22 protein-coding genes are annotated in these 24,099 nt (G+C 70.4%); 11 read left to right on the plus strand and 11 right to left on the minus strand.

Annotation, left to right across the window (positions count from 1 at the left end):
* Positions 1-35: 35 nt before the first annotated feature.
* Entirely contained in the window at positions 36-488 is a 453-nt protein-coding gene (locus PSH03_RS19625; RefSeq protein ID WP_210781418.1) for a MarR family winged helix-turn-helix transcriptional regulator, read from the plus strand.
* Between the two features lie 36 nt (positions 489-524).
* Here the strand turns inward: PSH03_RS19625 and PSH03_RS19630 are convergent, their stop codons facing one another.
* A complete protein-coding gene (locus PSH03_RS19630) occupies positions 525-989 on the minus strand; it encodes a septum formation initiator (protein WP_210781417.1) in 465 nt (154 codons plus the stop codon).
* A 102-nt stretch (positions 990-1,091) separates the two neighbouring features.
* Here PSH03_RS19630 and PSH03_RS19635 point away from each other — a divergent pair, with 102 nt between their 5' ends.
* From PSH03_RS19635 to PSH03_RS19650, 4 genes are all read left to right on the plus strand, one after another.
* Entirely contained in the window at positions 1,092-1,787 is a 696-nt protein-coding gene (locus PSH03_RS19635) for a response regulator transcription factor (protein WP_091399570.1), read from the plus strand.
* A complete protein-coding gene (locus tag PSH03_RS19640; RefSeq protein WP_210781416.1) occupies positions 1,784-3,070 on the plus strand; it encodes a sensor histidine kinase in 1,287 nt (428 codons plus the stop codon). Before PSH03_RS19635 ends, PSH03_RS19640 begins: the two co-directional genes overlap by 4 nt.
* Before the next feature lie 28 nt (positions 3,071-3,098).
* Complete coding sequence (locus PSH03_RS19645) at positions 3,099-3,653, plus strand: DUF5872 domain-containing protein (RefSeq protein WP_210781415.1); 555 nt, start codon at positions 3,099-3,101, stop codon at positions 3,651-3,653.
* 106 nt (positions 3,654-3,759) lie between these two features.
* Positions 3,760-4,287 (plus strand): PepSY domain-containing protein, encoded by a 528-nt coding sequence (locus PSH03_RS19650; RefSeq protein WP_238689997.1) that lies wholly within the window; start codon positions 3,760-3,762, stop codon positions 4,285-4,287.
* 104 nt (positions 4,288-4,391) lie between these two features.
* On the opposite strand, the gene PSH03_RS19655 is transcribed toward PSH03_RS19650, so the two are convergent.
* The 5 genes from PSH03_RS19655 to PSH03_RS32690 form a co-directional block, all read right to left on the minus strand.
* Positions 4,392-6,284: an ABC transporter ATP-binding protein gene (locus PSH03_RS19655; RefSeq protein WP_238689998.1), complete on the minus strand. Its 1,893-nt coding sequence runs from the start codon at positions 6,282-6,284 to the stop codon at positions 4,392-4,394.
* 587 nt (positions 6,285-6,871) lie between these two features.
* Entirely contained in the window at positions 6,872-8,122 is a 1,251-nt protein-coding gene (locus tag PSH03_RS19660) for an HNH endonuclease signature motif containing protein (protein ID WP_238689999.1), read from the minus strand.
* 295 nt (positions 8,123-8,417) lie between these two features.
* Entirely contained in the window at positions 8,418-8,765 is a 348-nt protein-coding gene (trxA, locus tag PSH03_RS19665; RefSeq protein ID WP_305076091.1) for a thioredoxin, read from the minus strand.
* Positions 8,735-9,127 carry a MerR family transcriptional regulator gene (locus tag PSH03_RS19670; protein ID WP_210785308.1) on the minus strand — a complete coding sequence of 131 codons (393 nt, stop codon included), beginning with the start codon at positions 9,125-9,127 and terminating at the stop codon, positions 8,735-8,737. The genes trxA and PSH03_RS19670 overlap by 31 nt, the downstream gene beginning before the upstream one ends.
* 130 nt (positions 9,128-9,257) lie before the next feature.
* Complete coding sequence (locus PSH03_RS32690) at positions 9,258-10,463, minus strand: chitosanase (RefSeq protein ID WP_305076092.1); 1,206 nt, start codon at positions 10,461-10,463, stop codon at positions 9,258-9,260.
* A gap of 267 nt (positions 10,464-10,730) precedes the next feature.
* Between PSH03_RS32690 and PSH03_RS19685 the strand changes: the two genes are divergently transcribed.
* Positions 10,731-10,955 (plus strand): hypothetical protein, encoded by a 225-nt coding sequence (locus PSH03_RS19685; protein WP_238690000.1) that lies wholly within the window; start codon positions 10,731-10,733, stop codon positions 10,953-10,955.
* 46 nt (positions 10,956-11,001) lie between these two features.
* Here the strand turns inward: PSH03_RS19685 and PSH03_RS19690 are convergent, their stop codons facing one another.
* Positions 11,002-12,627 carry a glycoside hydrolase family 43 protein gene (locus PSH03_RS19690; RefSeq protein WP_238690001.1) on the minus strand — a complete coding sequence of 542 codons (1,626 nt, stop codon included), beginning with the start codon at positions 12,625-12,627 and terminating at the stop codon, positions 11,002-11,004.
* A gap of 242 nt (positions 12,628-12,869) precedes the next feature.
* Here PSH03_RS19690 and PSH03_RS19695 point away from each other — a divergent pair, with 242 nt between their 5' ends.
* Positions 12,870-13,853, plus strand: a complete 984-nt coding sequence (locus PSH03_RS19695; protein ID WP_247669833.1) for a LacI family DNA-binding transcriptional regulator — start codon at positions 12,870-12,872, stop codon at positions 13,851-13,853.
* 6 nt (positions 13,854-13,859) lie between these two features.
* Here the strand turns inward: PSH03_RS19695 and PSH03_RS19700 are convergent, their stop codons facing one another.
* Positions 13,860-14,567, minus strand: coding sequence for a SanA/YdcF family protein (locus tag PSH03_RS19700; protein WP_210785303.1), 708 nt, complete (start codon positions 14,565-14,567; stop codon positions 13,860-13,862).
* A gap of 528 nt (positions 14,568-15,095) precedes the next feature.
* On the minus strand, positions 15,096-16,415 hold the full coding sequence (locus tag PSH03_RS19705; protein WP_372494813.1) for an extracellular catalytic domain type 1 short-chain-length polyhydroxyalkanoate depolymerase: 1,320 nt from the start codon (positions 16,413-16,415) through the stop codon (positions 15,096-15,098).
* A 270-nt stretch (positions 16,416-16,685) separates the two neighbouring features.
* Here PSH03_RS19705 and PSH03_RS19710 point away from each other — a divergent pair, with 270 nt between their 5' ends.
* Positions 16,686-18,746, plus strand: a complete 2,061-nt coding sequence (locus tag PSH03_RS19710) for a cellulose binding domain-containing protein (protein WP_238690002.1) — start codon at positions 16,686-16,688, stop codon at positions 18,744-18,746.
* Positions 18,747-19,052: 306 nt separating this feature from the next.
* Here the strand turns inward: PSH03_RS19710 and PSH03_RS19715 are convergent, their stop codons facing one another.
* Positions 19,053-19,316, minus strand: a complete 264-nt coding sequence (locus tag PSH03_RS19715) for a hypothetical protein (protein ID WP_210785301.1) — start codon at positions 19,314-19,316, stop codon at positions 19,053-19,055.
* Between PSH03_RS19715 and PSH03_RS19720 the strand changes: the two genes are divergently transcribed.
* The 3 genes from PSH03_RS19720 (at position 19,299) to PSH03_RS19730 (ending at position 21,101) form a co-directional block, all read left to right on the plus strand.
* Complete coding sequence (locus PSH03_RS19720; protein ID WP_238690003.1) at positions 19,299-19,949, plus strand: GNAT family N-acetyltransferase; 651 nt, start codon at positions 19,299-19,301, stop codon at positions 19,947-19,949. The two genes, PSH03_RS19715 and PSH03_RS19720, sit on opposite strands and share 18 nt — an antisense overlap.
* A 169-nt stretch (positions 19,950-20,118) precedes the next feature.
* Positions 20,119-20,919: a helix-turn-helix domain-containing protein gene (locus PSH03_RS19725; protein ID WP_238690004.1), complete on the plus strand. Its 801-nt coding sequence runs from the start codon at positions 20,119-20,121 to the stop codon at positions 20,917-20,919.
* The gene (locus tag PSH03_RS19730) at positions 20,910-21,101 is read left to right on the plus strand and encodes a DUF397 domain-containing protein (RefSeq protein ID WP_210785298.1); all 192 of its coding nucleotides are present in this window, start codon (positions 20,910-20,912) and stop codon (positions 21,099-21,101) included. The genes PSH03_RS19725 and PSH03_RS19730 overlap by 10 nt, the downstream gene beginning before the upstream one ends.
* 64 nt (positions 21,102-21,165) lie before the next feature.
* Here PSH03_RS19730 and PSH03_RS19735 read toward each other — a convergent pair whose 3' ends face one another.
* Positions 21,166-23,970, minus strand: a complete 2,805-nt coding sequence (locus tag PSH03_RS19735) for a M14 family zinc carboxypeptidase (RefSeq protein ID WP_238690005.1) — start codon at positions 23,968-23,970, stop codon at positions 21,166-21,168.
* Positions 23,971-24,099: the final 129 nt, after the last annotated feature.

A 24,099-nucleotide genomic window follows, 5' to 3' on the forward strand; every position in this document is an offset into this window, starting at 1 on the left:
GTGCCAGACTGTCAATGTTCGGTAACGTGCTGCCGATGACGGAACGGAAGCAGGACCGGGTCGACGCCTATCGGCTGCTGATGGCGGACGTGTACGAGCTGGCCGGCGAGTCTCGGCGCTCAAGCGAGGAGCTGGCCCGAGAAGAGGGACAGACTGCCGCCCGATGGCACGTGATGAGCGTGCTCTCCGACGGCTCCCGCACCGTCGCGAGCGCGGCGCGCAGACTTGGCCTCGCTCGACAGAGCGTGCAGCGAGTGGTCGACGACCTGGCCCGAGCCGGGATGGTGGAGTTGCACGACAACCCCGATCACCGCCGCGCGCCACTGGTGACACTCACGACAGCAGGGCTGGCCACGCTCACCGGCCTCCTGGAACGCTCGGACGCCGACCGCCGGGCCGCCGTGGACCGAGCGGGTCTCAGCCTCAGCGATCTCGAGAATGCACGCGCGACGCTCCGAAGGTTGGTGGACGCGCTGCGGAGCCGCTGAACCGCCGCGACACTCACCTCACCTGCTCTCAGGTCGTCAGTCGTCGGCGACGGCCACCGGCTCCGAGCCGATGCAGCGGACCTTCAACTCGTACTCCCGGGTCGCCCCCTGGAACGTGACCTCGACGTCGTCGTCCGGGCCCCGGTCCACGTCGCGGACCCGGTAACCCTGCGCGGGCGCCCAGGAGACGAGGCGTACGCCGCCGACGCCGCACTCGGCGACGGCCGTGCCGCCGTCCGTGGCGAACCCCCGACGGGCCCCGGCGCTCGCGCTCGGGGCGGGGCCCGTGGTGCCCGGCCCGGCCGAGGCGGTGCCCGTGGTGCCGGTGGGCACCGGCTCCGGTGCGGCGAGCGCCCGCTCGATCTCGGCCTCGCTGCGCACCCCGCCCGGGGTGCCGGTGAGGCTCTCGCCCACCAACCGGATCGCGCCCAGGCCGATCAGGGTGGCGATGGCGGCGGTGGCCACCCAACCGGTGGCGACGAGGAGCGAACGACGGCCCATCCCCTGACTATCCCCGATCCGTCCTTGTCGTTTGCACATCCGTTCGCTAAGGCGTGGTTAACGTGCGCCGCACTGCCGGTGGCAGCGGTTAGCCTGCCAGCTGTGGCCCGCCTGTTGCTCATCGAGGACGACCTGACGATCCGTACCCCGCTGATCCGGGCCCTGCGCGAACGCGGCCACGCGGTGGCGGCGGCCTCGACCGCGATGGCCGGGCTCCGCGACGCGTTGGAGGACCGACCCGACCTCGTCGTGCTCGACCTGGGCCTGCCCGACCTGGACGGCCGTGAGCTGCTGCGGATGCTGCGCGCGGTCAGCTCGGTGCCGGTCATCGTGGCCACGGCGCGCGACGACGAGACCGAGATCGTCCGGGTGCTCGACGCGGGCGCCGACGACTACGTGGTCAAACCGTTCACCGCGGCGCAGCTCGACGCCCGCGTCCGGGCGGTGCTGCGGCGCGGTCCCTCCGGCGCCGACGGGCAGGTCCCGGCGCTCGTTGTCGGCGGGCTCCGCGTCGACCCCCGGGCGCGGCAGGTGACCCTGGACGGGGTGGCGGTCGAGCTGACGCCCCGTGAGTTCGATCTGCTGCACCACCTCGCCGGCCGACCGGGTCAGGTGGTCACCAAACGTGAGCTGCTCACGGAGGTGTGGCAGATCCCGTACGGCGGCGCCGACAAGACCGTCGACGTGCACCTGTCCTGGTTGCGCCGCAAGTTGGGGGAGAACGCCCAACAGCCTCGCTACCTGCACACCGTACGTGGTGTCGGGGTGCGTCTGGAAGCCCCGGCGGCGCAGCCGTGAGGGCACGTCTCGCGCTGCTGGTAGCCGCGGTCAGCGTCCTCACCCTCATCGCGTTCCTGGTGCCGTTGGCGCTGCTGGTGCGCACCGTCGCCGAGGACCGGGCCACCGTTCGGGCCACCGCCGACGCGCAGAGCCTGGTGCCGGTGGTCGGCACCGCCGACGCGGCGACCATCCGGCTCACCGTCGAGCAGCTCGCCGTGGACTCCGGTCGACCGGTGAGCGTCTTCCTACCCGACGGCACGGTGCTCGGCGCCCAGACACCGCGTACGCCCGCGGTGGCCCTCGCCGCGCGCGGACAGAGCCTCACCGGTGAGTCGGCGGCCGGCCGGGAGGTGGTCATCGCCGTGCAGGGCCGGGCGGACGGCACCGGGGTGATCCGGATCGCGGTGCCGCAGCACGAGCTGACCGCCGGGGTCACCCGGGCCTGGTTGGTGCTGGCGCTGCTCGGCGTGATCCTCGTGCTGATCGGGCTGCTGGTCGCCGACCGGCTGGCGCGCACCCTGGTCCGGCCGATCAGCGACCTCTCGGCCGTCTCACACCGGCTGGCCAACGCCGAACTGGACGCCCGGGTCACGCCGGCCGGTCCGCCCGAGCTGCGCGAGGTGGCCGGCGCGCTCAACCATCTCGCGACCCGCATCCAGGTGCTCCTGGTGCAGGAGCGCGAACAGGTGGCCGACCTGTCCCACCAGCTGCGTACGCCGCTGACCGCGTTGCGGCTGGAGGCGGAGTCGTTGCGTGACCCGGACGACGCGGCCCGGATCACCGCCGCCGCCGACGGGCTCGAACGCGCGGTCACCGGGCTGATCCGGCAGGCCCGGTGGCGGCACGCACCGGCGCAACCGGCCTCCTCGGACGCGGCCGCGATCGTCGCCGACCGGGTCGCGTTCTGGTCGGTGCTGGCCGAGGACACCGGCCGGGCCGTCACCCTCGACCTGACGCCCGGCCCTCTTCCCGTCGGTGTGGCCGCCGACAACCTGACGGCGGCCGTGGACGCTCTGCTCGGCAACGTCTTCGCGCACACCCCCGACGGGACGCCGTTCGCCGTCCGGCTGGCCCGTGAGGCGGGCGAGGTTGTCCTCACCGTCGCCGACGAGGGCCCGGGCATGCCCGCCGGCGCGATCCGGCGGGGCGCCAGCGCGGCCGGGTCCACCGGCCTCGGCCTGGACATCGCCCGACGCGCGGCGCAGGCCGCCGGCGGTCGACTGGAGTTGCGGGCCGGCGCGCAAGGCGGCGCGCAGGTGGTGCTCCGGCTCGGGCCTGCGACGTCGCCGCGGGACGCATAGGCCCTGCGGTGCCGGGTAGCTGCCAGTCATGGCGCGGTATACGAAACCCGAGCTCAGAGAGCAGATCAAGGAAGAGATCAAGGCTTCCGACAAGGGCGGCCGGCCGGGGCAGTGGTCGGCGCGCAAGTCACAGTTGGTCACTCAGGAGTACAAGAAGCGCGGCGGCGGATTCCTGGGCGAAAAGGACGAGCGGCAGAAGTCTCTCCAGCGCTGGGGCAACGAGAAATGGCAGACGAAGGAGGGCGACACCCGTGCGCGCAAGGGCGCCACGACGAGTCGCTACCTGCCCAAGAAGGCATGGGAGGAGATGTCGGAGAACCAGAAGCGCGCGACCGACACGAAGAAGCGCGAAGCGTCCCGATCCGGCAAGCAGTATGTCGCCAACACCGGGCCGGCCAAACGGGCGCGTCGGGACGCCACCACGGCCGGACGGATGACGGAGATGTCGGTCGCGGAGGCGGCCAAGCTGGTCCGTGGCCTCGACACGCGCCAGCTCAAGACCGCGCTGCGCAACGAGCGCGCCAGCAAGGACCGCAAGACGCTCGTCCAGCGGCTGGAAGCGGAACTCAACCGGCGCGGCTGACCCGGCCCCCGACCGCCTTAACCCGCCGTTAGCGTCTGGACAGCGCGGTGCTATCCCGATCTGGCCGATCCTCGAAGTCGACAACCGAGGAAAGGTGGACACCACGATGAAGCGCACCAATCTGCTCCTGGCGTCGGTCGGCGGGTCGGCGGTGCTGGCGGTGGCCGGGGTCGCGCTCGGCGTCAACGCCGCGAACGACTCGCGGACCGGCGGCACGGCACTCGCCGCGGCGACCGTCGCGCCGACGGCCACCGACGCGCCGGTGGTCACCAGCTCGCCGTCGGCCGGAACCCCATCTGGTACGCCGTCGACCGGTACGCCGTCGACCGGCAGCGCGCCCGCGGGTAGCGCTGTCGACGAGAAGCGCGCCGGTGAGATCGCGCTCGCCAAGGCCGGTGGCGGTCAGATCGTCGAGGTCGAAGCCGAGCAGGAGAACGGCCGACCGGTGTGGAGCGTCGAGATCGTCGTCGGCGACACCGAGCACGAGGTGGACGTCGACCGGGACAACGGCTCGGTGGTCAAGGCCGAGCAGGAGCCGGTCGACGACGACGACAACGACGCCGATGACGCCGACGACGCTGACGACGCTGACGACGACGACGACAAGGACGACGACGACAACGACAACGACTGACCGCGGTCGCCGCTCACCCCGGGTGCTTCCCTTGGGGTGAGCGGCGGCGCGCTGCGACGCGGTGGTCGGGCTGTCCCTCGTGAGCGGACCGACCACCGCGGGCGTCAGATGGCGACGCGTTGCTCCTGGACCGTCGGCTGGTCCTGGGCGAACTGGGTGCTGTACAACTCGTGATAGCGGCCACCAGCCGCGAGCAGGTCACTGTGTCGCCCGCGTTCGACGATGCGTCCTGCCTCCACGACGAGGATCTGGTCGGCCGCCCGGATGGTGGAGAGCCGGTGCGCGATGACCACGCTCGTCCGGCCGGTCAGCGCCTCGGCGAGGGCGTCCTGAACCGCCGCCTCCGAGGTGGAGTCGAGATGCGCTGTGGCTTCGTCGAGAATGACCACGCGCGGACGAGCCAGCAGCAGGCGCGCGATGGTGAGCCGTTGCCGTTCACCGCCGGACAGGCGGTATCCGCGCTCGCCCACGACGGTGTCGAGCCCATCGGGAAGTGAGCGGATCAGGTCGTCGAGGCGGGCCCGACTGAGCACCTCCCACATCTCGTCCTCGGTCGCGTCCGGCTGGGCGAATGCCAAGTTGGCGCGGATGCTCTCGTGGAAGAGGTGCCCGTCCTGGGTCACCACGCCCAACGCCGTTCGGATCGACTCGGCCGACAGTTCACGTACGTCGACGTCGGCCAGCTTCACCGCGCCGTCCTCGACGTCGTACAGGCGAGGCACGAGCTGCGCGATAGTCGACTTGCCCGCCCCGGAGGAGCCGACGAGCGCCACCATCTGCCCCGCTTCGGCGCGGAACGACACCCCGTGCAGCACTTCCTCACCGCCACGCGTGTCGAGCTTCGCCACGTCCTCAAGGGATGCGAGCGACACCTTGTCCGCTGAGGGGTAACCGAACCGGACCCCGTCGAACTCGACCGCGACCGGCCCTTCCGGAAGGGGCCGGGCGTCGGACCTGTCGAGGATCAGCGGCTTGAGGTCGAGGACCTCGAACACCCGCTCGAAGCTCACCAGCGCGCTCATCACCTCGACCCGGGCACTGGCCAGTGAGGTCAACGGTGCGTAGAGCCGCGACAGGAGCAGCGCTAGGGCGACCACCGTCCCGGCGTCGAGGCTGCCCCGTAGGGCGTAGAGACCACCCAGCCCGTAGACCAGGGCCAGTGCCAGCGAGCCGACGACGGTGAGCGCGGTGATGAAGACCCACTGGAGCATCGCGGCGCGGATGCCGATGTCCCGGACCCGACGGGCCCGCGCCGCGAACTCGGCGGACTCCTCGGCCGGCCGCCCGTACAGCTTGACCAGCGTGGCACCGGGTGCGGAAAAGCGTTCCGTCATCCGGGTGCTCATGGCCGCGTTGTGCTCGGCCGCTTCACGCTGCAACTGAGCGAGCCTCGAACCCATTCGGCGGGCCGGGAGAACGAAAATGGGCAGCAGGACGAGCGCCAACAGCGTGATCTGCCAGGAGAAGGTGAGCATCACGGCCAACGTCAGCATCAGCGTGACCGCGTTGCCGACCACACTCGACAGGGTGTCGCTGAAGGCCCGCTGCGCGCCGATCACGTCGTTGTTCAGGCGGCTGACCAGCGCACCCGTGCGGGTCCGCGTGAAGAACGCCACCGGCATGCGCTGAACGTGATCGAAGACAGCCGTCCGCAGTTGGACGATCAGCCCCTCACCGATGCTGGCGGAGAGAAATCGCGTCACCAGACCCAGCCCGGCCTCGGCGAGGGCGATCACGGCGATCAGTACGGCCAACCGGATCACCACGCCGCTGTCGGCGCCGTCGACGATCGCGTCGACCACCCGACCGGCGAGAACGGGTGCCGCCACCGTGAGGACCGCCGTCACCACACTCAACAGCAGGAACCTGACGATCAGGGCCCGGTGCGGCCGCGCGAACTGCGCGATCCGCTTCAAGGTGGCGCGGGACAGCGGTCGTTCTTCCTGCGCGTTCATCGCGTGGTGCAAAGACGTCCACGCCGTGAATTCCATGCTCATGCGTAACCTCCGATACCGGGAGGCTAGGACCTCACCCGAGCTTGAGGTCAAGTCGCCACGCAAGTTTGTGGCTACGGGTTGTTCACGGAGCTCGTAGCCAAGGACCGCGTCGATGCCGTCGACGGCATGCGGTACCGCGCTCAACGACGACGAGCTGGCGTCCGTGAAGCGTTGGCGCGTGGATGTTGGCCCACGAACCGTCGCTGCGGGTCGGTGCGGGTCGTCGTGGGCCGTCGCCGGCGGCGTAGGCAGTTGCATGCGTTGCGGGGTCGTGGTGGGCCGTCGCGGGCGGTCGTGAGCTGTTGCGGGTCGTCGGGCGCCTGCTGGCCTGCGACGGCGTCACCTGGCCCGCAGGCCGACGCGGCGTTGCGGCCCGTCGCAGGCGGTCGTGAGCTGCTGCGGGTCAGCGCGAGCCGTTGTGAGCAGCTCTCTTCTCGACCCAGCCGGCATGCGCCCGAGACGCGCCGCTCGACGCTTCGGCCTGCACAGTGGGTACCTGGCCAACCAGCCTCCTAGGATGCCTAAGGCGGTGTGCGGTGGGCGACGGTGTCGACCCGACATGGACGATCGTTCTCGGCTGCCTACCCCTACGTTCGTCGGTGGTAGTGGTTGCGGCGGGGGAGTTGTTCGGGGTCGAGCCAGGCGGGTGGAATGAACTCCGGATGTCCGTCGTCGCCGAGCCGGACGACCCAGTCGGCCTGGTGGACGTGCCGATGGTGGTGGCCGCAGAGCAGGACGGCATTGCCGAGGCTGGTTGGGCCGCCGTTGGCCCAGTGGTGGATGTGGTGGGCGTCGCACCAGCGGGGTGGGCGGTCGCAGCCGGGGAACGCGCAGCCGCGGTCGCGGAGCACCAGGGCGCGGCGCAGTGGCCCGGTGATGAGACGGCGTTGTCGGCCGACGTCGAGGACCTGGCCGGCGCCGCCGAGGACGGCGGGCAGGATGGTGGCGTCGCAGGCGAGTCGGCGCGCGGCCTCGGGTGTGAGGTTGAGGCCGGTGTCGAGGGTGCCGGTGCCGAGTTGCCGGGTCAGCGCGTCGTAGCTGGTGGTGACGACGATCTGGGCGGGGTCGCCGCCGTGTTCGGGCAGTTCGGTGGTGCGCAGGGCGAGTCGGCAGATGTCGGCGAGGGCGTCGTGGCGGCGTTGCCCAGGGGGGCGGGTGTCGTCTGGTCCGGACGGGGCGGTCAGTGGGTCGATGGCGGCGCGGAACAGGGTGGCGGTTTCGGCGTCGAGGGTGCCGGTGAGTCGCAGTCGACCGTCGGTCTGTTCGGACAACGTGAGGTGCCGGTCGCGGGCGGCGCGGCGGGCTTCGGCGTCCAGGGCGGCTTGGGCGGCGGCGTCGGCGATGTCGGGGGCGACGTGGTCGAGGATGCGGGTGCCGAGTTTGCGCAGGTGGGTGGGGTCGAACTGGCTGGCCCAGTCGGTGAGCAGGCTGACGGCCTTGTCGGCGGCCTGCGTGCCGGCGGTGGCCTGGACGGTGGTGGCGGTGTCGCTGATGACCCGGGCCTGGTCGAGGCTGAGGTGCCCGTCGGCTAGGGCTCGCCGGATGCCGGGGTTGCCGGTGTCGAGGGCGGTGGCGAGGTCGACGAGGCGGCGGGCGGCGGGGATGGTGAGTCGCAAGCGTTCGCGCAGCCACACAGCGGTGGTGGAGGCGCCGTGGGTGCGGGCGGTGCCGCGGCCGTCGACCTCACGAATCAGGGTGAGGGTGACGGCGGCGAGGCGTTGCTGGAGGCGGTGCGCGGCGTCGAGCGCGGCGATCAGGGCGTGCTCCGGCAGGGCCCAGGCGGCGGCATCGGCGCAGGCAGCGATCGCATCGTCTGCCTGCGCCAACTCCTCGACCATGCCCCGACACTAGAACAGGTGTACGACACTTTCAGTCACCAAGATCGATGTGCCGGCTGGTCGTCAGGGACTCGTCGGTGCTGGACTCCTCCCAGGCGGCGGTTGGGGACTGTGGTACGGGTCGAGGACACCGTCGCAGCAGCAGGGGTCAGCTCACCCGCAGATCACGACGCCGATGTCGGCGCCATCGACAATCGTCTCCACCACCCGCCCGGCGGGGACCCGTGCCGCCACCGTGCGGACCACCGTCGCCACGCTCAACAGCAGGAGGCGGCACTCGACCGGCGGTGGCAGGTCACAGGCCGGCGTGCATGGTCAGGCTCTGCCGCAGATGGAGTTTCGGCCTGGACCCGACGACCGAGCCGACGACCTCGCCCCCACGGAACACCAGTAGCGTCGGAAGGGACATGACCGCGTAGCGCCGCGTGGCCTGCGGGTTGTCGTCGGAGTTGAGCTTGGCGATGGTCATCCGGTCGCCGAACTCCCCTGCCAGCTCGACGAGGCTCTTCTCGATCATCTTGCACGGCGGGCACCACTCCGCCCAGAAGTCGACGACCACGGGCCGGTTGCTGGCCAGCACCAGCTCGGCGAACGTGTCGTCGGTGACGGTGATCAGGGAGCTGACGCTCGTCTCCTGGGACATGGTTCCTCCCGGTGCGCGATTGCGTGGGTGAGCTGGCTGTGCAACTGCTGACGGACCGCTCCGAGCCGATCGAGGTAGTCGTCGACCTCGGCGAGCTTGCGCCGCAGCACCAGCACGGAATCCGGACAGACGTCGCCGGACGTGTTGCCCGCTCGCAAACAGGCGACGAACGGACGGACGTCGTCGAGGCCGAAGCCGACGTCGAGCAGCGCCCGGATCTCCCGGACGACCCGCAGCTCCGCCTCGTCGTAGACGCGGTAGCCGTTCGCCGAACGCTGCGGGTGTACCAACCCGTGGGCCTCGTAGTAGCGCAGCGTTCGAGTGCTCGTGCCTGCTCGTTCCGCCAGCTCGCCGATCAGCATCAGACCTCCTCGACCAGCCTGTCGCGACCAGGCTAAACCTTGTCGTCAGCGTCAAGGCAAGGCTGCTCCCGGTCCCGAGAACCGCTCAGGGCGCCGCGAGGCGGCGCCCTGAGCGTCTGCGGGCTCCGAACTAGCCGATGCGGAACTGGTCGCCGTAGACGGCGAACACCAGTGGCGTGTTCAGGTTGAAGTTGCCGTTGTTGAGGAACACCCGCTGGGCGGTGTCGACGCGGGAGGTGTCCGAGTGGGCCACTTCCTTCTTCATCTCGACGACCCGCTCGTCGAGGAACGCGTTGAGCCAGGTCCGCTCGTCGCCGCCCTGGGCTGGCGGCTTGGCCCGGTTCAGGGCGCGGTTGCGGATCTGGCGCATGCCCTCGTACCCGTGCATGACCGCCGCGTCGTAGTAGGCGAACTGGCCGAGTGCCCGGACCTGGTCGTTCTTGCCGTCGCGTACCGATGGGTTGAAGTAGACCCGGTCGCGTTCGGCCTCCTGGGCGGCCTGGAACACCGAGTCGGTGGCCGCGGTCCGCCAGTCGCGGGGGAAGTTGGGGTCGAGGCCGGCGTGTGACGGGGTGCCGTTGACGTTGCGCAGCGCCGGCAGGTAGCCGGCGAGCACGTTGCCCGGCTTGGTGCGGGTGTACGCCTCGACCAGTTCGAGCATGTCGCCGGTGCCGGAGCAGAAGCCGATGATGCCGGCGGTGTAGCCGCGTCCGTCGCCGATGTCCTCGATGTAGGAGAACTGTGCGCGCCAGTCGAGCGAGGAGTTTTCCGCTGCCGAGACGAGTTGCATGGCGACGTTCTTCTTCGCCGGGTCGTCGAGGTTGGTCCCGCTCGGGGTGGTGGGCGTGGGGGTGCTGCCGCCGCCCGGCAGGGTCCACCGCTGGTTCGTGGTGCCGCCGCAGGTCCAGATCTGCAACCGGGCGCCGTTCGCGGTGCTGCGGTCGGTGACGTCGAGGCACTTGCCGGAGCCGGAGTTGACGAGCGTGCCGTTGCTGGCGGTCCACTTCTGCGCGCCGGTGTTGTTGCAGTCGTACAGCTGCACCTTGGCACCGTTGGCGGTCGACGCGGCGGTCACGTCGAGGCACTTGCCGAGTGCCCGGATCGAGGTGTCGGTGTTGCCGACGGTCCACGTCTGGGCCGCGCTGCCGTTGCAGTCGTAGAGCTGGACGGGCGTGCCGTTGGCCGAGCTGGCGCCAGCCACGTCGATGCACTTACCGCCGAGGCCGGTGATCGGCCCGGCGGTCGCGGCGCTCGCCGACGGCAGGCCGTAGCCGACGGCGGCGACGCCGATCAGCAGGGTGCCCACGACGTAGGCGGCTGTTCTCTTGTGAACCATGGGGTGTTCCTCGGGGAAGGGGCGGCGTGCCGCCAGCCGGTCGGTGGCCCGGCGCGACGGTTCGGCCTCGGCGGGCACCCGCGAGCATCTGGAAACTGTATTAACAGATACCAGTACGTCGATTCCTCGTCAATCGACGACCGCAAGGCGTGACGGGACGGCGACCGACGTCGTCGCGCCCTCGCCGATCAAGGGCAAGCTGCGCGGGTACGCCACCGTGCGGCAGCCGGACATGGCGCACATGTCGAAGCTCGAGGCGGCCAGGCCGTGGTGCTCTACCTCGCCCGGGACCCGGCTGCCCCGACGTTCCGGACGCGCAGCGGCGACTTCGGCGTGTTCGACCTGAACGGGTCCGACGCGGAGGCCGTCGCCACGACCCGCTCGCAGACCATTGCCGTCAACGGCCTGAACGCCGAGGACCCGGCCGCGTCCGGCCACGGTTTCCGCACCACTCTCGGCCGGCTGCGGGCGGTCGCCGCCCCGGCCAGGTAGGACGAGTGGGCACGCGGACGGCACCCGCCGAGTGCCGTCCGCGTGGTCACTGTTCCCGGTAGGTGGCCAGGTCGAAGTCGGCGTGCACGCCGTCGCCGCCCAGGTCCTGCACCCACAGGCCGAGAAACGCACCGGTGAAGCCCCACGCCGCCGGCTCACCGTCGATGATCAGCGCGGCGTGCTCGTCGGACAGGATGGTCGCGTCCAGCTCGGCCGGTAGCCGCTGCCAACCGGCGCCGAGGTCGTAGTCGAAGCGCACCGCCGGCCCGTCGAAGACGGCCCGCAGGCCGACCCGGGTGACGCCGTCGACATCGACTGTCAGCTCCGGGTACGCGGTGCGCCGCCCGTTGTCGGAGCTGAGCAGCTCCAGCACCGTCCGGCCGTCGTCTGCCCGGGTCAGGTAGAGGTGGTGCCAGTTGAGCGTGTTGTAGTAGGCGGTGATCCCGGCGAGCTGACGGTGGTCGGCCGGTTCGAACTCCACAACGGTCTCCAGCGAGCACTCCCGTGCGCCGACGCGTCGCCCGACCAGGCTGGGTGCCTGTCGACCGACCGGCGACTGCCCGCCGTGGACCCGCAGGTACGACGGGCGGGTGTGCAGGTCGACCCAGTCCGGGGCTGCCGGCCGACGCAGCGTCGACCAGCACCGGCCCAGCTCGGGGCCATCGAAGTGGTCCGTCTCGGGCTCCGCCGGCCACGGGTGCGCGGGCAGGTCGGGTGCGACGACGTCGTCAGCGGGCACCCCTCCGGCGATTCGCGGCCAGCCGCCCGACGGCCACTCGACCCGCTGGATCGCTGTCTCCCGACCCAGCACGCAGTTGCCCAGCGGGGAGTACGGGCGGCCGACCAGATGGGCCAGGTACCACTCGCCGCTCTGCGTGTGGACCAGGCTGCCGTGACCCGCCTTCTGCAACCGCAGGTCGGGCCGCCCGAAGGAGGTGAGCAGTGGCCCGTCCGGGTCCACCTCGTACGGTCCGAACAGCTCCCGGGACCGCGCCACTGTGACCTGGTGCTCCCAGCTGGTGCCGCCCTCGGCGGTGATCAGCCAGTACCAGCCGTCGTGGCGGTACAGGTGCGGACCCTCGGTGACCCCGACCGGGGAGCCGGTGAACAGGATGCGGGGGCTGCCGACCAGACGGCGTGCGGCCCGGTCGTACTGCTGGATCTCGATGCCACCGAAGCGGTCGCGGCCGGGCCGCCAGTCCGCGCTCATGCCCAGCAGCCAGGTCGTGCCGTCGTCGTCGTGGAACAGCGACGCGTCGAACCCGCGCCCGTGCAGCTTCACCGGATCGGACCAGGGGCCGGTGATGTCCTCGGCGGTGACCAGGAAGTTCTGCGGATCCCAGTAGCCGCTGGCGAAGCTGGCCACGTCGCTGTAGACGAGGTGGAACTGACCGTCGTGGTACGTCAGGTCTGGCGCCCACACCCCGTTGGAGTCACCGCAGCCGCGCAGATCGAGCAGGCGCCGGTCGGTGATGATCCCACCCAGGCTGCGCCAGTTCACCAGGTCACGCGAGTGGTGCACCAGCACTCCCGGATACCACTCGAAGGTCGAGGTGGCCAGGTAGTAGTCGTCGTCGACGCGCAGGATCGACGGGTCCGGGTGAAACCCGGCGAGGACGGGATTGCGGATCGACCGGGTAGCGGTCGCCACGTTAGCGATGTCGGTCGACACGAGCACTCCTCTGGACGGACTGTCTGGAACTTCCGGAAAATCGTGGTCCCGGATCACTGGAAGCCCTGCTTACGCTAGCTGGTCTCTTCGCAATAGGACAGAGGTCTTGACCGCTGGGACAACAGCTCGTAGCGTGCCGGCCATCGATCGACATTACCGGCGAAGCATTGAAAGTTTCGGAGATCCATAGCTCCGCAGGGGGGACCGTGGGCACGGAGAACGGCCGAAACGTCACCATCGCCATGATCGCGCGGTTGGCCGGAGTCTCCGTGCCCACCGTCTCCCGGGTCATCAACGGCCGCTCCGACGTCGCCCCCGACACCCGGGAACGCGTCGAGGCGCTACTGAACCGACACGGCTACCGCCGCCGCTCACCGTCACGGCGTACCGACGCCGCCCTCATCGACCTGGTCTTCAACGACCTGGACAGCCCGTGGGCCGTGGAGATCATCCGTGGGGTGGAGGACGTCGGCCAGACCAGCGGCGTCGGCACCGTCGTGTCGGCCATCCACTGGCGCATCTCCTCGGCCAAGCAGTGGCTCGACAACATGCGTACGCGCTCCACCGAGGGAATCATCTTCGTGACCTCGATGGTGAACCCACCGTTGCAGGCCGAGCTGCGCCGGCTCCACCTGCCGGTCGTCATCATCGACCCGGCCGGGGTCGACCCGCAGGAGTCACCCACCATCGGCGCCACCAACTGGGCGGGCAGTCTCAGCGCCAACCAGTACCTGATCAGCCTCGGCCACCGCCGCATCGGCTTCATCGCCGGCCCACCGCACCTGATGTGCAGCCGGGCCCGGATGGACGGCTATCGGGCCGCCCTCGGCGCCGCCGGGATCCCCATCGACGACGCCCTGATCCGCCCCGGCAACTTCTACCACGAGGCCGGCTTCACCGCGGGTACGCAACTGCTGACCCTGCCCGACCCTCCCACCGCCATCTGCGCCTCCAGCGATCAGATGGCGCTCGGCGTCTACGAGGCGGTCCGCAAACGGGGTCTGCGGGTGCCCGACGACGTCAGCGTGGTCGGCTTCGACGACCTGCCGGAGGTGCGCTGGTGCTCGCCACCGCTGACCACCGTCCGGCAACCCCTGGCCGAGATGGGCATGCTGGCCGCGCGGACCGTGCTACGCCTCGCCGGCGGCGAGAGGACCGAGAGCCCTCGGGTCGAACTCGCCACGGAACTCATCGTCCGCGACAGCGCCGCACCACCACGCTCGTGACCTCCCTCAGTCGACGCGCAACGCGTCGTCGACGCCCGTCTCCCGGCGGCCGAGGTGCGCCGGGTCCCGACCGGAGAGCAGCTCCAGCGCGGCCTTCAGGCACGCGCCGTTCTCCCGGGACGAACTGAACCACCACGTCTGGGCGTACCGCTTCGCGCTGTCGTCGCCCACACCGTTGGCGTCGATGCCGAGGCGCCGGCACAGCGCCACGGCGCGCGGCAGGTGGAAGGACTGGGTCACCACAGTGGCTCGCCGCACCCCGAAGATCCGCTCAGCGCGCGCACACGAGTCGTACGTGTCGAAGCCGGCGTAGTCCGGCACCACCTTGTGCGCTGGCACACCCCGCTGCACCAGCCAGTTCCGCATCGCGGCGGGCTCGTTGTAGTCGGCGTTCATGTTGTCGCCCGACACGAGGATCGCCCGCACCTTGCCGGCGTCGAACAGCCGCCGCGCGATCTCCAGCCGGGCGGTGAGGACGGGTGAGGGCGTGCCGTCGGCGTCCACCTTGGTGCCCAGGACCAGGGCGACCGGGGCGTCCGGCACCTCGGCCTCGCCGTAGAGGTGGCCCTCCGCGGTGTCGCGGATCCACGTCACGCTGGCCACCGTGCCGCCGGTCAGCACCACGACCCCCACCGTGAGTGCGAGGACCGTACGGCGGACCAACCCCCGGTGCTCCCCGTACCACCGTCTGGCCCCGCTGAATCGCCCCCGCATGCCGCAAGGCTATTCCGCCAGTGCACACGACTGTCGTCGGCGTAGCCGCGACCGTCCCGACCAGCGGACAAAGAACGTTGTCTATGGACAATCGCTCACTGTTAGCGCTAACGTGACGGACAGTCGTCGATCCTCGACCGACTTCGGGCCGCTGCGACGGGGCTGTCGCCATCGGCCCGATGCGTGACGGACGACGATCGTGGCGTGGGGCGGGTGGCACGTGGCCGGCGCGAGACGGCCCGAGACCACCACTGGGCGACCCGCGCGCCACGCGGCCGAGGCATGAACGGCCACCGCGATTCCAGGGCACCGCAGCAGCCGGAACAGTCGTGCGACGACAACCCGGTCCGCTCACCCTGCCCAGCGGACGCCGCTGGGCAGGAGCCCGCGCCTGGGCCGCCCTGATGGCGACCGTCGGCCCCAGCCCTGGCCGCCGGGTCGCGTCCCGCTGCTCGGAGTCCGGGCCCGAGCAGCGGGACGCACACCCGCCCGAGCAACCGACGGGGTACGCCGCCGTCGATCACCGCGTCAGCTTCGGGTCCACCGCTGGCTGTTCGAGCCGTTGCAGCTCGACAGGACCACAGGGGTGCCGTTGGCGGTTCCGGCGGCGTTGGGCGTCAGGCACAGGCCGGACTGCACACCGGCCACCGTGCCGTCGGTGTTGACGTTCCACTGCTGGTTGGTGCCGCCATTGCAGTCCCAGATGATCACCCGGGTGCCCGGCGAGGTTCCGGCGCCCTCGGCGTCCAGGCACTTCGTGCCGTACACCTGGAGTTGTTTCGCGGCGGTCGACGTCCACTGCTGGTTGGCGCCGCCGTTGCAGTCCCACAACGTCAGCTGCGTGCCGTTGGTCTGCGACCGCGACGGGACGTCGAGGCAGCGGTTGGCGCCGGTGTTGCGCAGCGGTGCCGACGTGCCGCCGGGTGGTGGGGTGGTGGGGCTCGTGGCGTCGAAGCCGAGGAACCGGATGGCCTGCGCGGCGTCGAACGGGATCGAGTGGCCGTACCCCTGGAAGCTGATCGCTTCGACGGGCGCCGTGCCGCCGGTGCCCCCGTACCGGGTACGGGTGGCGCTGGCCTGCGGGGAGTCGGTGAAGCTGGGGGTCTGCGACACGCCCTGCACGTTGGTCCACTGCTTGATCTGCTCGCCGAAGTTGACGTAGCTCAGCGTGGTGTCCGTGGTGCCGTGCCAGATCTGGAACCGGGGACGCTTGCCGGAGTAACCGGGGTAGGCGTTGCGGACCAGGTCACCCCACTGCTGCCCGGTCCTGACGATGCGTCCGCCGGAGCACTCGCTGTTCCACTCCGCGCCGTTGGTGGTGGCGAAGCACCCGAACGGGGCCCCGGAGGAGCTGAACCCGGCGTGGAACAGGTCCGGGTAGAGGCCGACCATGACGTTGGCCATCATGGCGCCGGAGGAGAACCCACCCACACCGATCCGGTTGGCGTCGACCGGGTAGCGGCTCCGAACGTGGTCGACCATGGACTTGAGGCCGACCGGGTCGCTGCCGCCGTCGCGCCGCAGGGCCTGCGGTGACGAGACGTCCCAACACTTGCTGCTCCGGGTCACCGACGGGTAGATCACGATGAAGCCGTAGTGGTCGGCGAGGGTACTCAGCCCGAAGCCGCTGTGCACCGCCGGACCGCTGCCGGTGCAGTAGTGCAGGGCGAGGAGCAGGGCCGGCTGGGCCGCGACCCGATCCGGCACGTACAGGTGCATCTGGAGGTTCGTCGGGTTGGTGCCGAAGCTGGTCACCTGGGTGAGCGCCGCGGCCGACGCCGGGGTGGCGACCGTGACCACGGCCGGCGGCAGCGCGGCGGTCCGGCGCAGGCGGTCGACGTTCGGCAAGCTGTAACGTATGACGTCTGTCGATCTCTTGTCGAGCGTCCGCTGACGCGACTTGAGATTGTCGAGCCGGCAGTGCCATTGTGATACGTCGATGAACAGCCGCGCGCGGGGCCGACCACCGTCCACTGGGCAACCGGGATCCAGATGTGATCTCCGGGGGACGGTGACACGAGCGATGGACCAACCAGAGTCCGCCGTCCACGAGATCGCCCGTCCCCGCGTCGCACCCTGACCGGTCGGGCGGCTCATCTGCGCGAAGGAACCCCGCCCATGCCTAAACCGAAGACCCGAACAGCACTCCTGACGGGCCTGCTGCTCGCCGCGAGCGCGCTCGCGGGCGTCAACCCACCAACCGCCAGCGCGGCTGTCGACCCGGTCACCGTGACCGTCAACACCCGCGCGGGACTGGCGACCGTGCCGGACACCGCTCTCGGCGTCAACCACGCCATCTGGGACTCGAACCTCGGCACCGCCGAGACATCGGACCTGCTCAGAGATGCCGGCGTGCAGATGATGCGCTACCCCGGCGGCTCGTACGCCGACATCTACCACTGGAAGGACCACACCGCGCCCGGCGGCTACGTCGCGCCGGGGACCGACTTCGACACCTTCATGGCGGCGGTCCGGCGCGTCGGCGCGCAGCCGATGATCATTGCGAACTACGGCACCGGCACGCCCGCCGAGGCCGCCGACTGGGTGCGGTACGCCAACGTGACGAAGGGCTACGACGCGCGGTACTGGACCGTCGGCAACGAGAACTACGGCAACGGCCACTACGGGTCCGCGTGGGAGGCCGACGACCACCCCGACAAGAGCGCGACACAGTACGCGAGGCTGGTCGTCGAGTACGCCGACGCGATGAAGGCGGTCGACCCGAGCATCAAGGTCGGAGCGGTGCTGACCATGCCGGGCAACTGGCCGGACGGGATCACCGCCGGCAGCGATCTGGGCCCGTGGAACCAGACAGTGCTCTCCATCGCCGGCCCGAAGATCGACTTCGTGGACGTGCACTGGTACCCGGGCGGCACCGCCGCCGAGTCGCTGACCCGCGTCAACCACCTCCCCGACGCCATCTACCTGCTGCGGCGGCAGCTCGCCCGGTACGCCGGCCCGAACGCCGACCGGATCGGCATCAGCTTCACCGAGCTGAACGTCGACGCCGGCCGGAACACCCAACCGGGCGCGCTGTTCCTGGCCGACGTCTACAGCGCTCTGCTGGAGAACGGCGTCTTCACCGCCCACTGGTGGAACGTGCACAACGGCATGGGCACCGTGACGCAGGTGGCCGGTCAGACCGACTACGGCGACTTCGGGATGCTCTCCAGCGGGGCCTGCGCCGAGGACGGCTCGGTCTGCCAACCGCCGCTGAACACACCGTTCGCGCCGTACCACGGGCTGAGCATGATGAAGCTCTTTGCGAAGACCGGCGACCAGTTCGTTCGCGCCGGCACCGACGAGCCCCTGGTCACCGCCCACGCCGTTCGCCGGAGCAACGGTGACCTTGCCGTGCTGCTGGTGAACAAGGACCCGGACAACGACCACCCGGTCACCATCGACTACGCCGGGTTCACCCCGTCGGCCGTCGCGCCGACGGTGTCCACCCTCACCAACGGCGCCACCGGCATCGCCACCAGCCAGTCCGGCTCGGCGACCAGCCGGACGCTGCCGGCGTACTCGTTGACCACGCTGGTGCTGCGCGCGGCTGACGCGTCCGCCGGTCGGCCGGCCGCACCCGGCCAGCCGACCGCGAGCGGTGTCACCGACCGCGCCGCGACGATCACCTGGCCGACGGCCACCCCGGGCGCCAGCCCGATCGCCAAGTACGAGGTGCACCGGCAGCACGGCGCGGTCAGCGAGCAACTCGGTGAGACGGCTACCACCTCGTTCACTGTCGACAACCTCGTGCCGGGCAGCCGGTACACAGTCAACGTGCTGGCCCGCGACACCGCCGGGCGGGTCTCCTGGGCCTCACCGCCGCTCACCTTCGCCACCGGCAGCCCCGCCGCCAGTACGTGCACAGTCCGCTTCACCGCCAACAACGACTGGGGCAACGGTTACATCGGCGGCGTCGACATCACCAACAACGGGTCCAGCCCGATCGACGGCTGGACGCTCACCTGGGCGTGGCCCACCGGCTGGCAGCAGGTGAGCAGCGGGTGGAGCGCCACCTGGGAGCAGGTCGGCACCGCGGTGCGGGTCACGCCCACCACCGACAACCGGCAGATCGCCGCCGGCGGCACCGTGAGCGCCGGCTTCGTCGGCGCGTACGGAGGGCCGAACGTGCTGCCCACGGCGTTCAGCCTCAACGGCACCATCTGCGCCACCGGCTGACCGATCGGCCAGGGCGTCGATGGTCACGGCGGCTCGGGTTGGCCCCTGACGCACTCCCCGAAGTGTGTGATGCCTGTGAGTCATCAAGATGACTCACAGGCATCGCGCTCGTCCGGGAAAGGCCGGCCCCACAACAGCCGCCGCAGTCAGCGACCCTGACGCATGATGACCGTGCCTGAGCCGGTGTCGTCCGCCCACGGGTCCAGCACGAGGGTGTACGTGCCGCCCTTCGGCAGCGGGCCCGACTCGAACCGCCCCGTGCCGCCGATGACGCAGCCACTTCCACCGTGTCGCCGGCCGGGCCATTCAGGAGCAGAATTCCGCACCGGTCGGGCAGGCTGGCGGCGTCACCTCGACGGTGACGCGACGACCGGCGTCGGCGGGAAACCTCAGCCGGCTCACGGCACCGGGTCGGCTGACCGTCAGAGTGGCGGCCCGGCCGTCCGCGAAGGTGTCGGCCTCTTCGTCGTGCGCGTCGCGCAGCCGCACGTCCCGGTCGGTCGATCCGGCTTCGACGAAACCACATCGTGACCGTGAAGATCGTGTGGAAACATGCGCGACGTGGCTCACGAACACCTCTGGTACGCGCTGCCAGTCCTCACCGGTCGAAGAATCCGGCTGGAGCCATTGACGCTCGAACATGTCCCCGGCTACCTGGCGGCGGCAGGCACCGAACCCGACGACGCCGAAGTCTTCCGCTGGCAAAGTCCACCCGGCGGCGCGCTGCTCCAACCCGTCACCATCGAGGACGCGACCCGGCACATAACCACCGCGCTCGCCGCCAGAGCCACCGGCACCAGACTCCCCTACGCCCAGATCGACACGTGTAACGGTGAGTTCGTCGGAACCACATCGTTCGCCGACCCGCAGCCCAGCCTGTTGGCGCTGTCCATCGGCTACACCTGGCTCGGCCGGGCCTGGTGGCGATCAGGCCTGAACACGGATTCGAAGCTCACGATGATGACGTTCGCGTTCGAAACCCTCGGCGCGGTCCGGGTCGCGCTGCAGACCGACATCAACAATATTCGGTCTCAGCAGGCGATCGAGCGATTGGGAGCGTCCCGCGAAGGCGTACTGCGCAAGCACCGGCGCCGGGCGGACGGCACCTGGCGTGACACGGTGCTGTACGCAATCGTCGACGACGCCTGGCCAGCGGCGAAGGAGAAGTTGCTGGCACGGCCGGCGGCGCACGAGCAGAACTAGCGATCTATACCGCCGACAACTCATGACCTCGTTGTCCTCCCACCAGCCGCGTCGCTGCTGACGCTCCGGTGTGGAGGAAACTACGCTAAGGCAACGCTCGCCGGATCGGATCGAGCTGGCGAAGCGCTCCACGCCGGATAGCGGTGTGAGTAGTTGTGGGGAGTACCGAATGGCCGACTTGCCGCACCCGCTCGCCGCGTTCATCGTGGCCGAGATTCGCCGCGCCCGAGGGGCCTCCGGGATGACCCAGGACGCCTTCGGTCGGGGCGCCGGCTTCAGCGCCTCCCACGTCAGCGCCGTGGAGAGCGAGACGCGGGCGTTGACGATGGACTTCATCAAGGGCGCCGACCGGGCGTTCAAGAACGGCGGGCTGTTCGAGCGCATGGTGGGCAAGCTCGGCGCCCCGTCCTGGTTTCTGCCGTGGCTGGACGCGGAGCGCACGGCGACGCAGCTCAGGTGTTTCCAGCCGAGCCTCGTTCCGGGCCTGCTCCAGACGGAGAGCTACGGCCGCGCCGTCATCCGCTGCAACGACACGCTGAGCGACGACGAGGTCGAGAAGCGGCTCGCCCACCGGATGGGCCGGCAGGAGACCCTCACGAAGGCGACTGCCCCGCACTTCGTCGCCGTCATCGCCGAGGCGGTGCTCCGCCGCGCCCGCACGGACTTTTGCGACATTATGGCGGGGCAGATCAAGCAGTTGACCACCCTCGCGGAGCGCCCGAACATCAGCATTCACCTGTTGCCGGACGAGGTCAGCATGCACGTCGGCCTGACCGGGCCGTTCAGCCTGGCCCGGCTGCCCGACCACAAGTGGGTGGCCGAGATGGAGAACCAACTCGGCGGCGTCGTCATCGACCGCGACGACGATGTGGATACCCTCATGTCGAGGTGGGAGATGGTTCGCAGCGAGGCGCTACCCCGCCAGCAGTCGCTGGATCTGATGAAGGAAGTGGTGACGTCATGGACCTGATCGACGCTACGTGGCGCAAGTCCACCCGCAGCGGCTCCGGCGGCGGCAACTGCGTCGAGGTCGCGGACAACCTGCCCGGCGTTGTGGGCGTGCGGGACTCAAAGGACCCCGATGGGCCGGCGCTGGTCTTCGGGCCGGTGGCCTGGCGGGCGTTCGTCACCGAAGTCCCCCGGCGGTCATAGCCCTAGCACGAACGGAAGCGCCCGCCCCAGCCGAGGGGACGGGCGCTTCGCTGTGCGGGCTCCGTCAGCCCACCACCGACCGCAGCGGCACCTTGGCGGCGTTCAGCGCGCGTACCAGATCTCTTGCGAACGGGTGTTCGTCCACCTGGAGCCCCTGCGGGTTCGGGATCACGACGTACGCCGAGCCGTTCTTCTCGGACGCCTTCGCGTCGGCGGTGAAGCGTTCGACGATCGCCCGGGTGCGGGCCAGGTCGCCGGCCGCCACCTGGATGGTGATCGGCCGCCAGCCGCCGCCCAGGTCCGGCGGCACCGGCGCGGCGGCGGCGCTGGCGCGTGCCGCGTCGACGCCGGCCGGGCGTCGCGCGTCGGGCGCGGCGGTCGCCGGGTAGAGCAGCGCGTTGGCGACCAGGTGCAGGCCATTTTCGTTGTACGCGCGGAAGAGCGGATTGAACGCGAACAGCACCGCCCGACCGGCGCCGGTCGGCTCGTCGACGACGGCCGCCGTGCCCTTCAACGTGTCCGCCCCGACTGTGTAGCCGTTGGCCCAGAAGGTGTCACCCGTGGGGTAGATGAGCACGTTCGTCCCGGTGGTGCTCGGGGTGAGGATCGGGTCGCTGTTGTTGAACTCGAAGTCCTCCGCCGGGCGACCCAGCGCCACCGGGCTGTCCTGGTCGACGTCGACACGCAGGTGCGAGCCGATCACCAGGTAGTCCGCCGGCTTGGTCTTCTCCGTGGTCGAGGTGAGCCCGGCGGCGCGGGCCACCCGGGTGCCCTCGTTGCGCAGCCCGAGGTAGGTGTGGCCCTGGCCGATCCAGTCACGCAGGTTGGCCTGCCCGGCTGCGGTCAGACCGCCGGTGGCGCTGCTGCCGTCCGGCACCAGCAGCACGGTACGCCCGGTGAACGCCTCGGTGTTGTCGTTGATGTCGGCGGTGGTGACCGGTGTGAGGTCGAGCCCCCACCGCTTGCCGAGCACGTAGCGGGCTTCGCCGTGCGAGCCGGAGGTGGTGGAGATGCCGGCGCCCTGGAACAACCCCACGTCGGGCAGGTCGAGGCGGGTGCCGGCGGGCCGACCGCCCGGGGTGAGGGTGACCCCGAGGGATTGGGCCAGCCCGTCCACGGTCCGGTTCACAGTGGCCGCCGGGATGGCGACCCGGCTGGTCGTGAGGTCACGGACCAGGGGTACGCCACGGCCGAGCAGGTTGAAGGTGAACTCCGCGGCGGCGGCCGAGTCGAGCGGGTACGTGTACGAGCCCCAGGGCCACGCCGCGCCGGTGCGACCGCCGGAGACCTTGCGCACCAGTTCGGCCCTCGGCCGGACGGTGTCTCCGGTGTAGATGGTGTTGACGCCCATCAGCAGCGGGTTGCTCCAGGACGACACGTCGTAGAAGTACGGGAACGGGACGTACGGGTCCTCGCCCATGACGGCCTGGATCCAGTGTTTCTGCGGCTGGTCCGTCGGAATCCAGTACGCGCCCTTGGGCACCGTCACGTTGGTGGCGCTGCGCCCGCCGAAGACCCGCACGGTGGGCACCCGGGTCGCCTTCTGCACCTCGTACACCTCGACGTCCATCCGGCGCAGTCGCTCGACGAGTTGGCGGACGTCGGCGAGCTGCCGGTCGGGCAGCAGGAAGTACGAGCGGATGGTGAGGTCCGGCACCGGGAACTGCACCTCGTTTGTGGGCTGCACCACCTCGTTCGGTTCGAGGGTGCCCGCCCTGCCCTGGGCGAGCGCGTCGGTCCAGATGTCGAAGTAGCCGTCCAGCACCTCGCGCTTGTTCGCGGCGGCCCAGCCGAGCGTCGACCACTGGGTGTGGAACTGCTGCTGGACCCGGTCGGCCACCGCCGACGCGCTGCCCTTCTCGTACGTCATGCCGGCCGCGCCGAAGCCGGTGGTGGGCACCGTGTCGCCGTAGCCCATGAAGAACATGTCGTACGTGTCGTAGTTGAAGTAGCACTCGGTGAAGGCGGTGTCGTCGCAGGCGCCGTTGAAGCCGAAGCCGACCTTGTTGGCCTCGCCGATGCGGTTGATCCAGTCCACCGCCTCACCGGCGATCTCGTGGTGGATCGGGTCGGCGTTGGGCGGGAAGAAGTACTGCCGACCGCCCATCTCGTGTGCGTCGATGAACACCTGCGGCGGGTAGCGGCGCAGCAGTTCGAGCTTGCCGTCGGTCTCCTGCTGGGTGCGGGCGAACCAGTCCCGGTTCAAATCGAAGCCGAACTCGTTCTGCCGGCGGGTCGCGTCGCGGCCGTCCGGGTTCTGGGTGGGGACGACGATGGTGACCAGGTTGTCGTTGCGCTGGGCGACAGCGCAGGACAGGCCCGCTGCCAGCTCGTACAGCGTCTTGAGTGCCGCGTCGGCGCCGCTCTTCTCGCCGCCGTGCACGTTCGCGGTGACCCAGACGATGGCCGGGCTGTCCTTCGCCGTCCGGGCGGCCGTTCGCGCGCTGGTCCGGCGCGGGTCGCGCAGGTCCCGGATGTCGTCGGCGATCTCGCGTAGCGCGGCGGGCCGCACGTGGCGTTCGTTGGACACCACCGCGTACGGCAACGGCTGGCCGAGCACGCTGGTGGTCATCACGCCGGTGACGACCCGGTTGGAGGCGCGATCGACGGCCCCGAGGTAGGTCCGGACCTCGTCGTTGGTGACGACCCGCTCTTGCCCGGCGCCGAGCGGGAAGCCGAGCACGGTCTCCGGGGCAGGCACCGTGCTCAACCGCGCCGTCGGGTCGTCACTGCACCGGGAGGGCTGGGCGGCGCTCGCGGCCGTTGTGCCGCCCAGCAGGGGAACCATGCCGAGCAGGAGCGCGATCGTGGCGGCACTCGCCAGCCGCCTGGCAGGCACGATCCGGAACTGACGCATCGATGGGGCCATGAGCCGTGTTTCCCTTCTCGGGAACAACCTCGCAGTGGCCGGAGCCTATGAACCGCCGATACGACGGTCAAGGGTAGATCGATATTGCTGACTACTCGGCGTGCCGGTCCCGACGCGGAATGGCAGGAT

Origin of the sequence: Micromonospora salmantinae, from assembly GCF_022230905.1 — a bacterium.
GTDB classification, from domain to species: Bacteria; Actinomycetota; Actinomycetes; order Mycobacteriales; family Micromonosporaceae; genus Micromonospora; species Micromonospora salmantinae.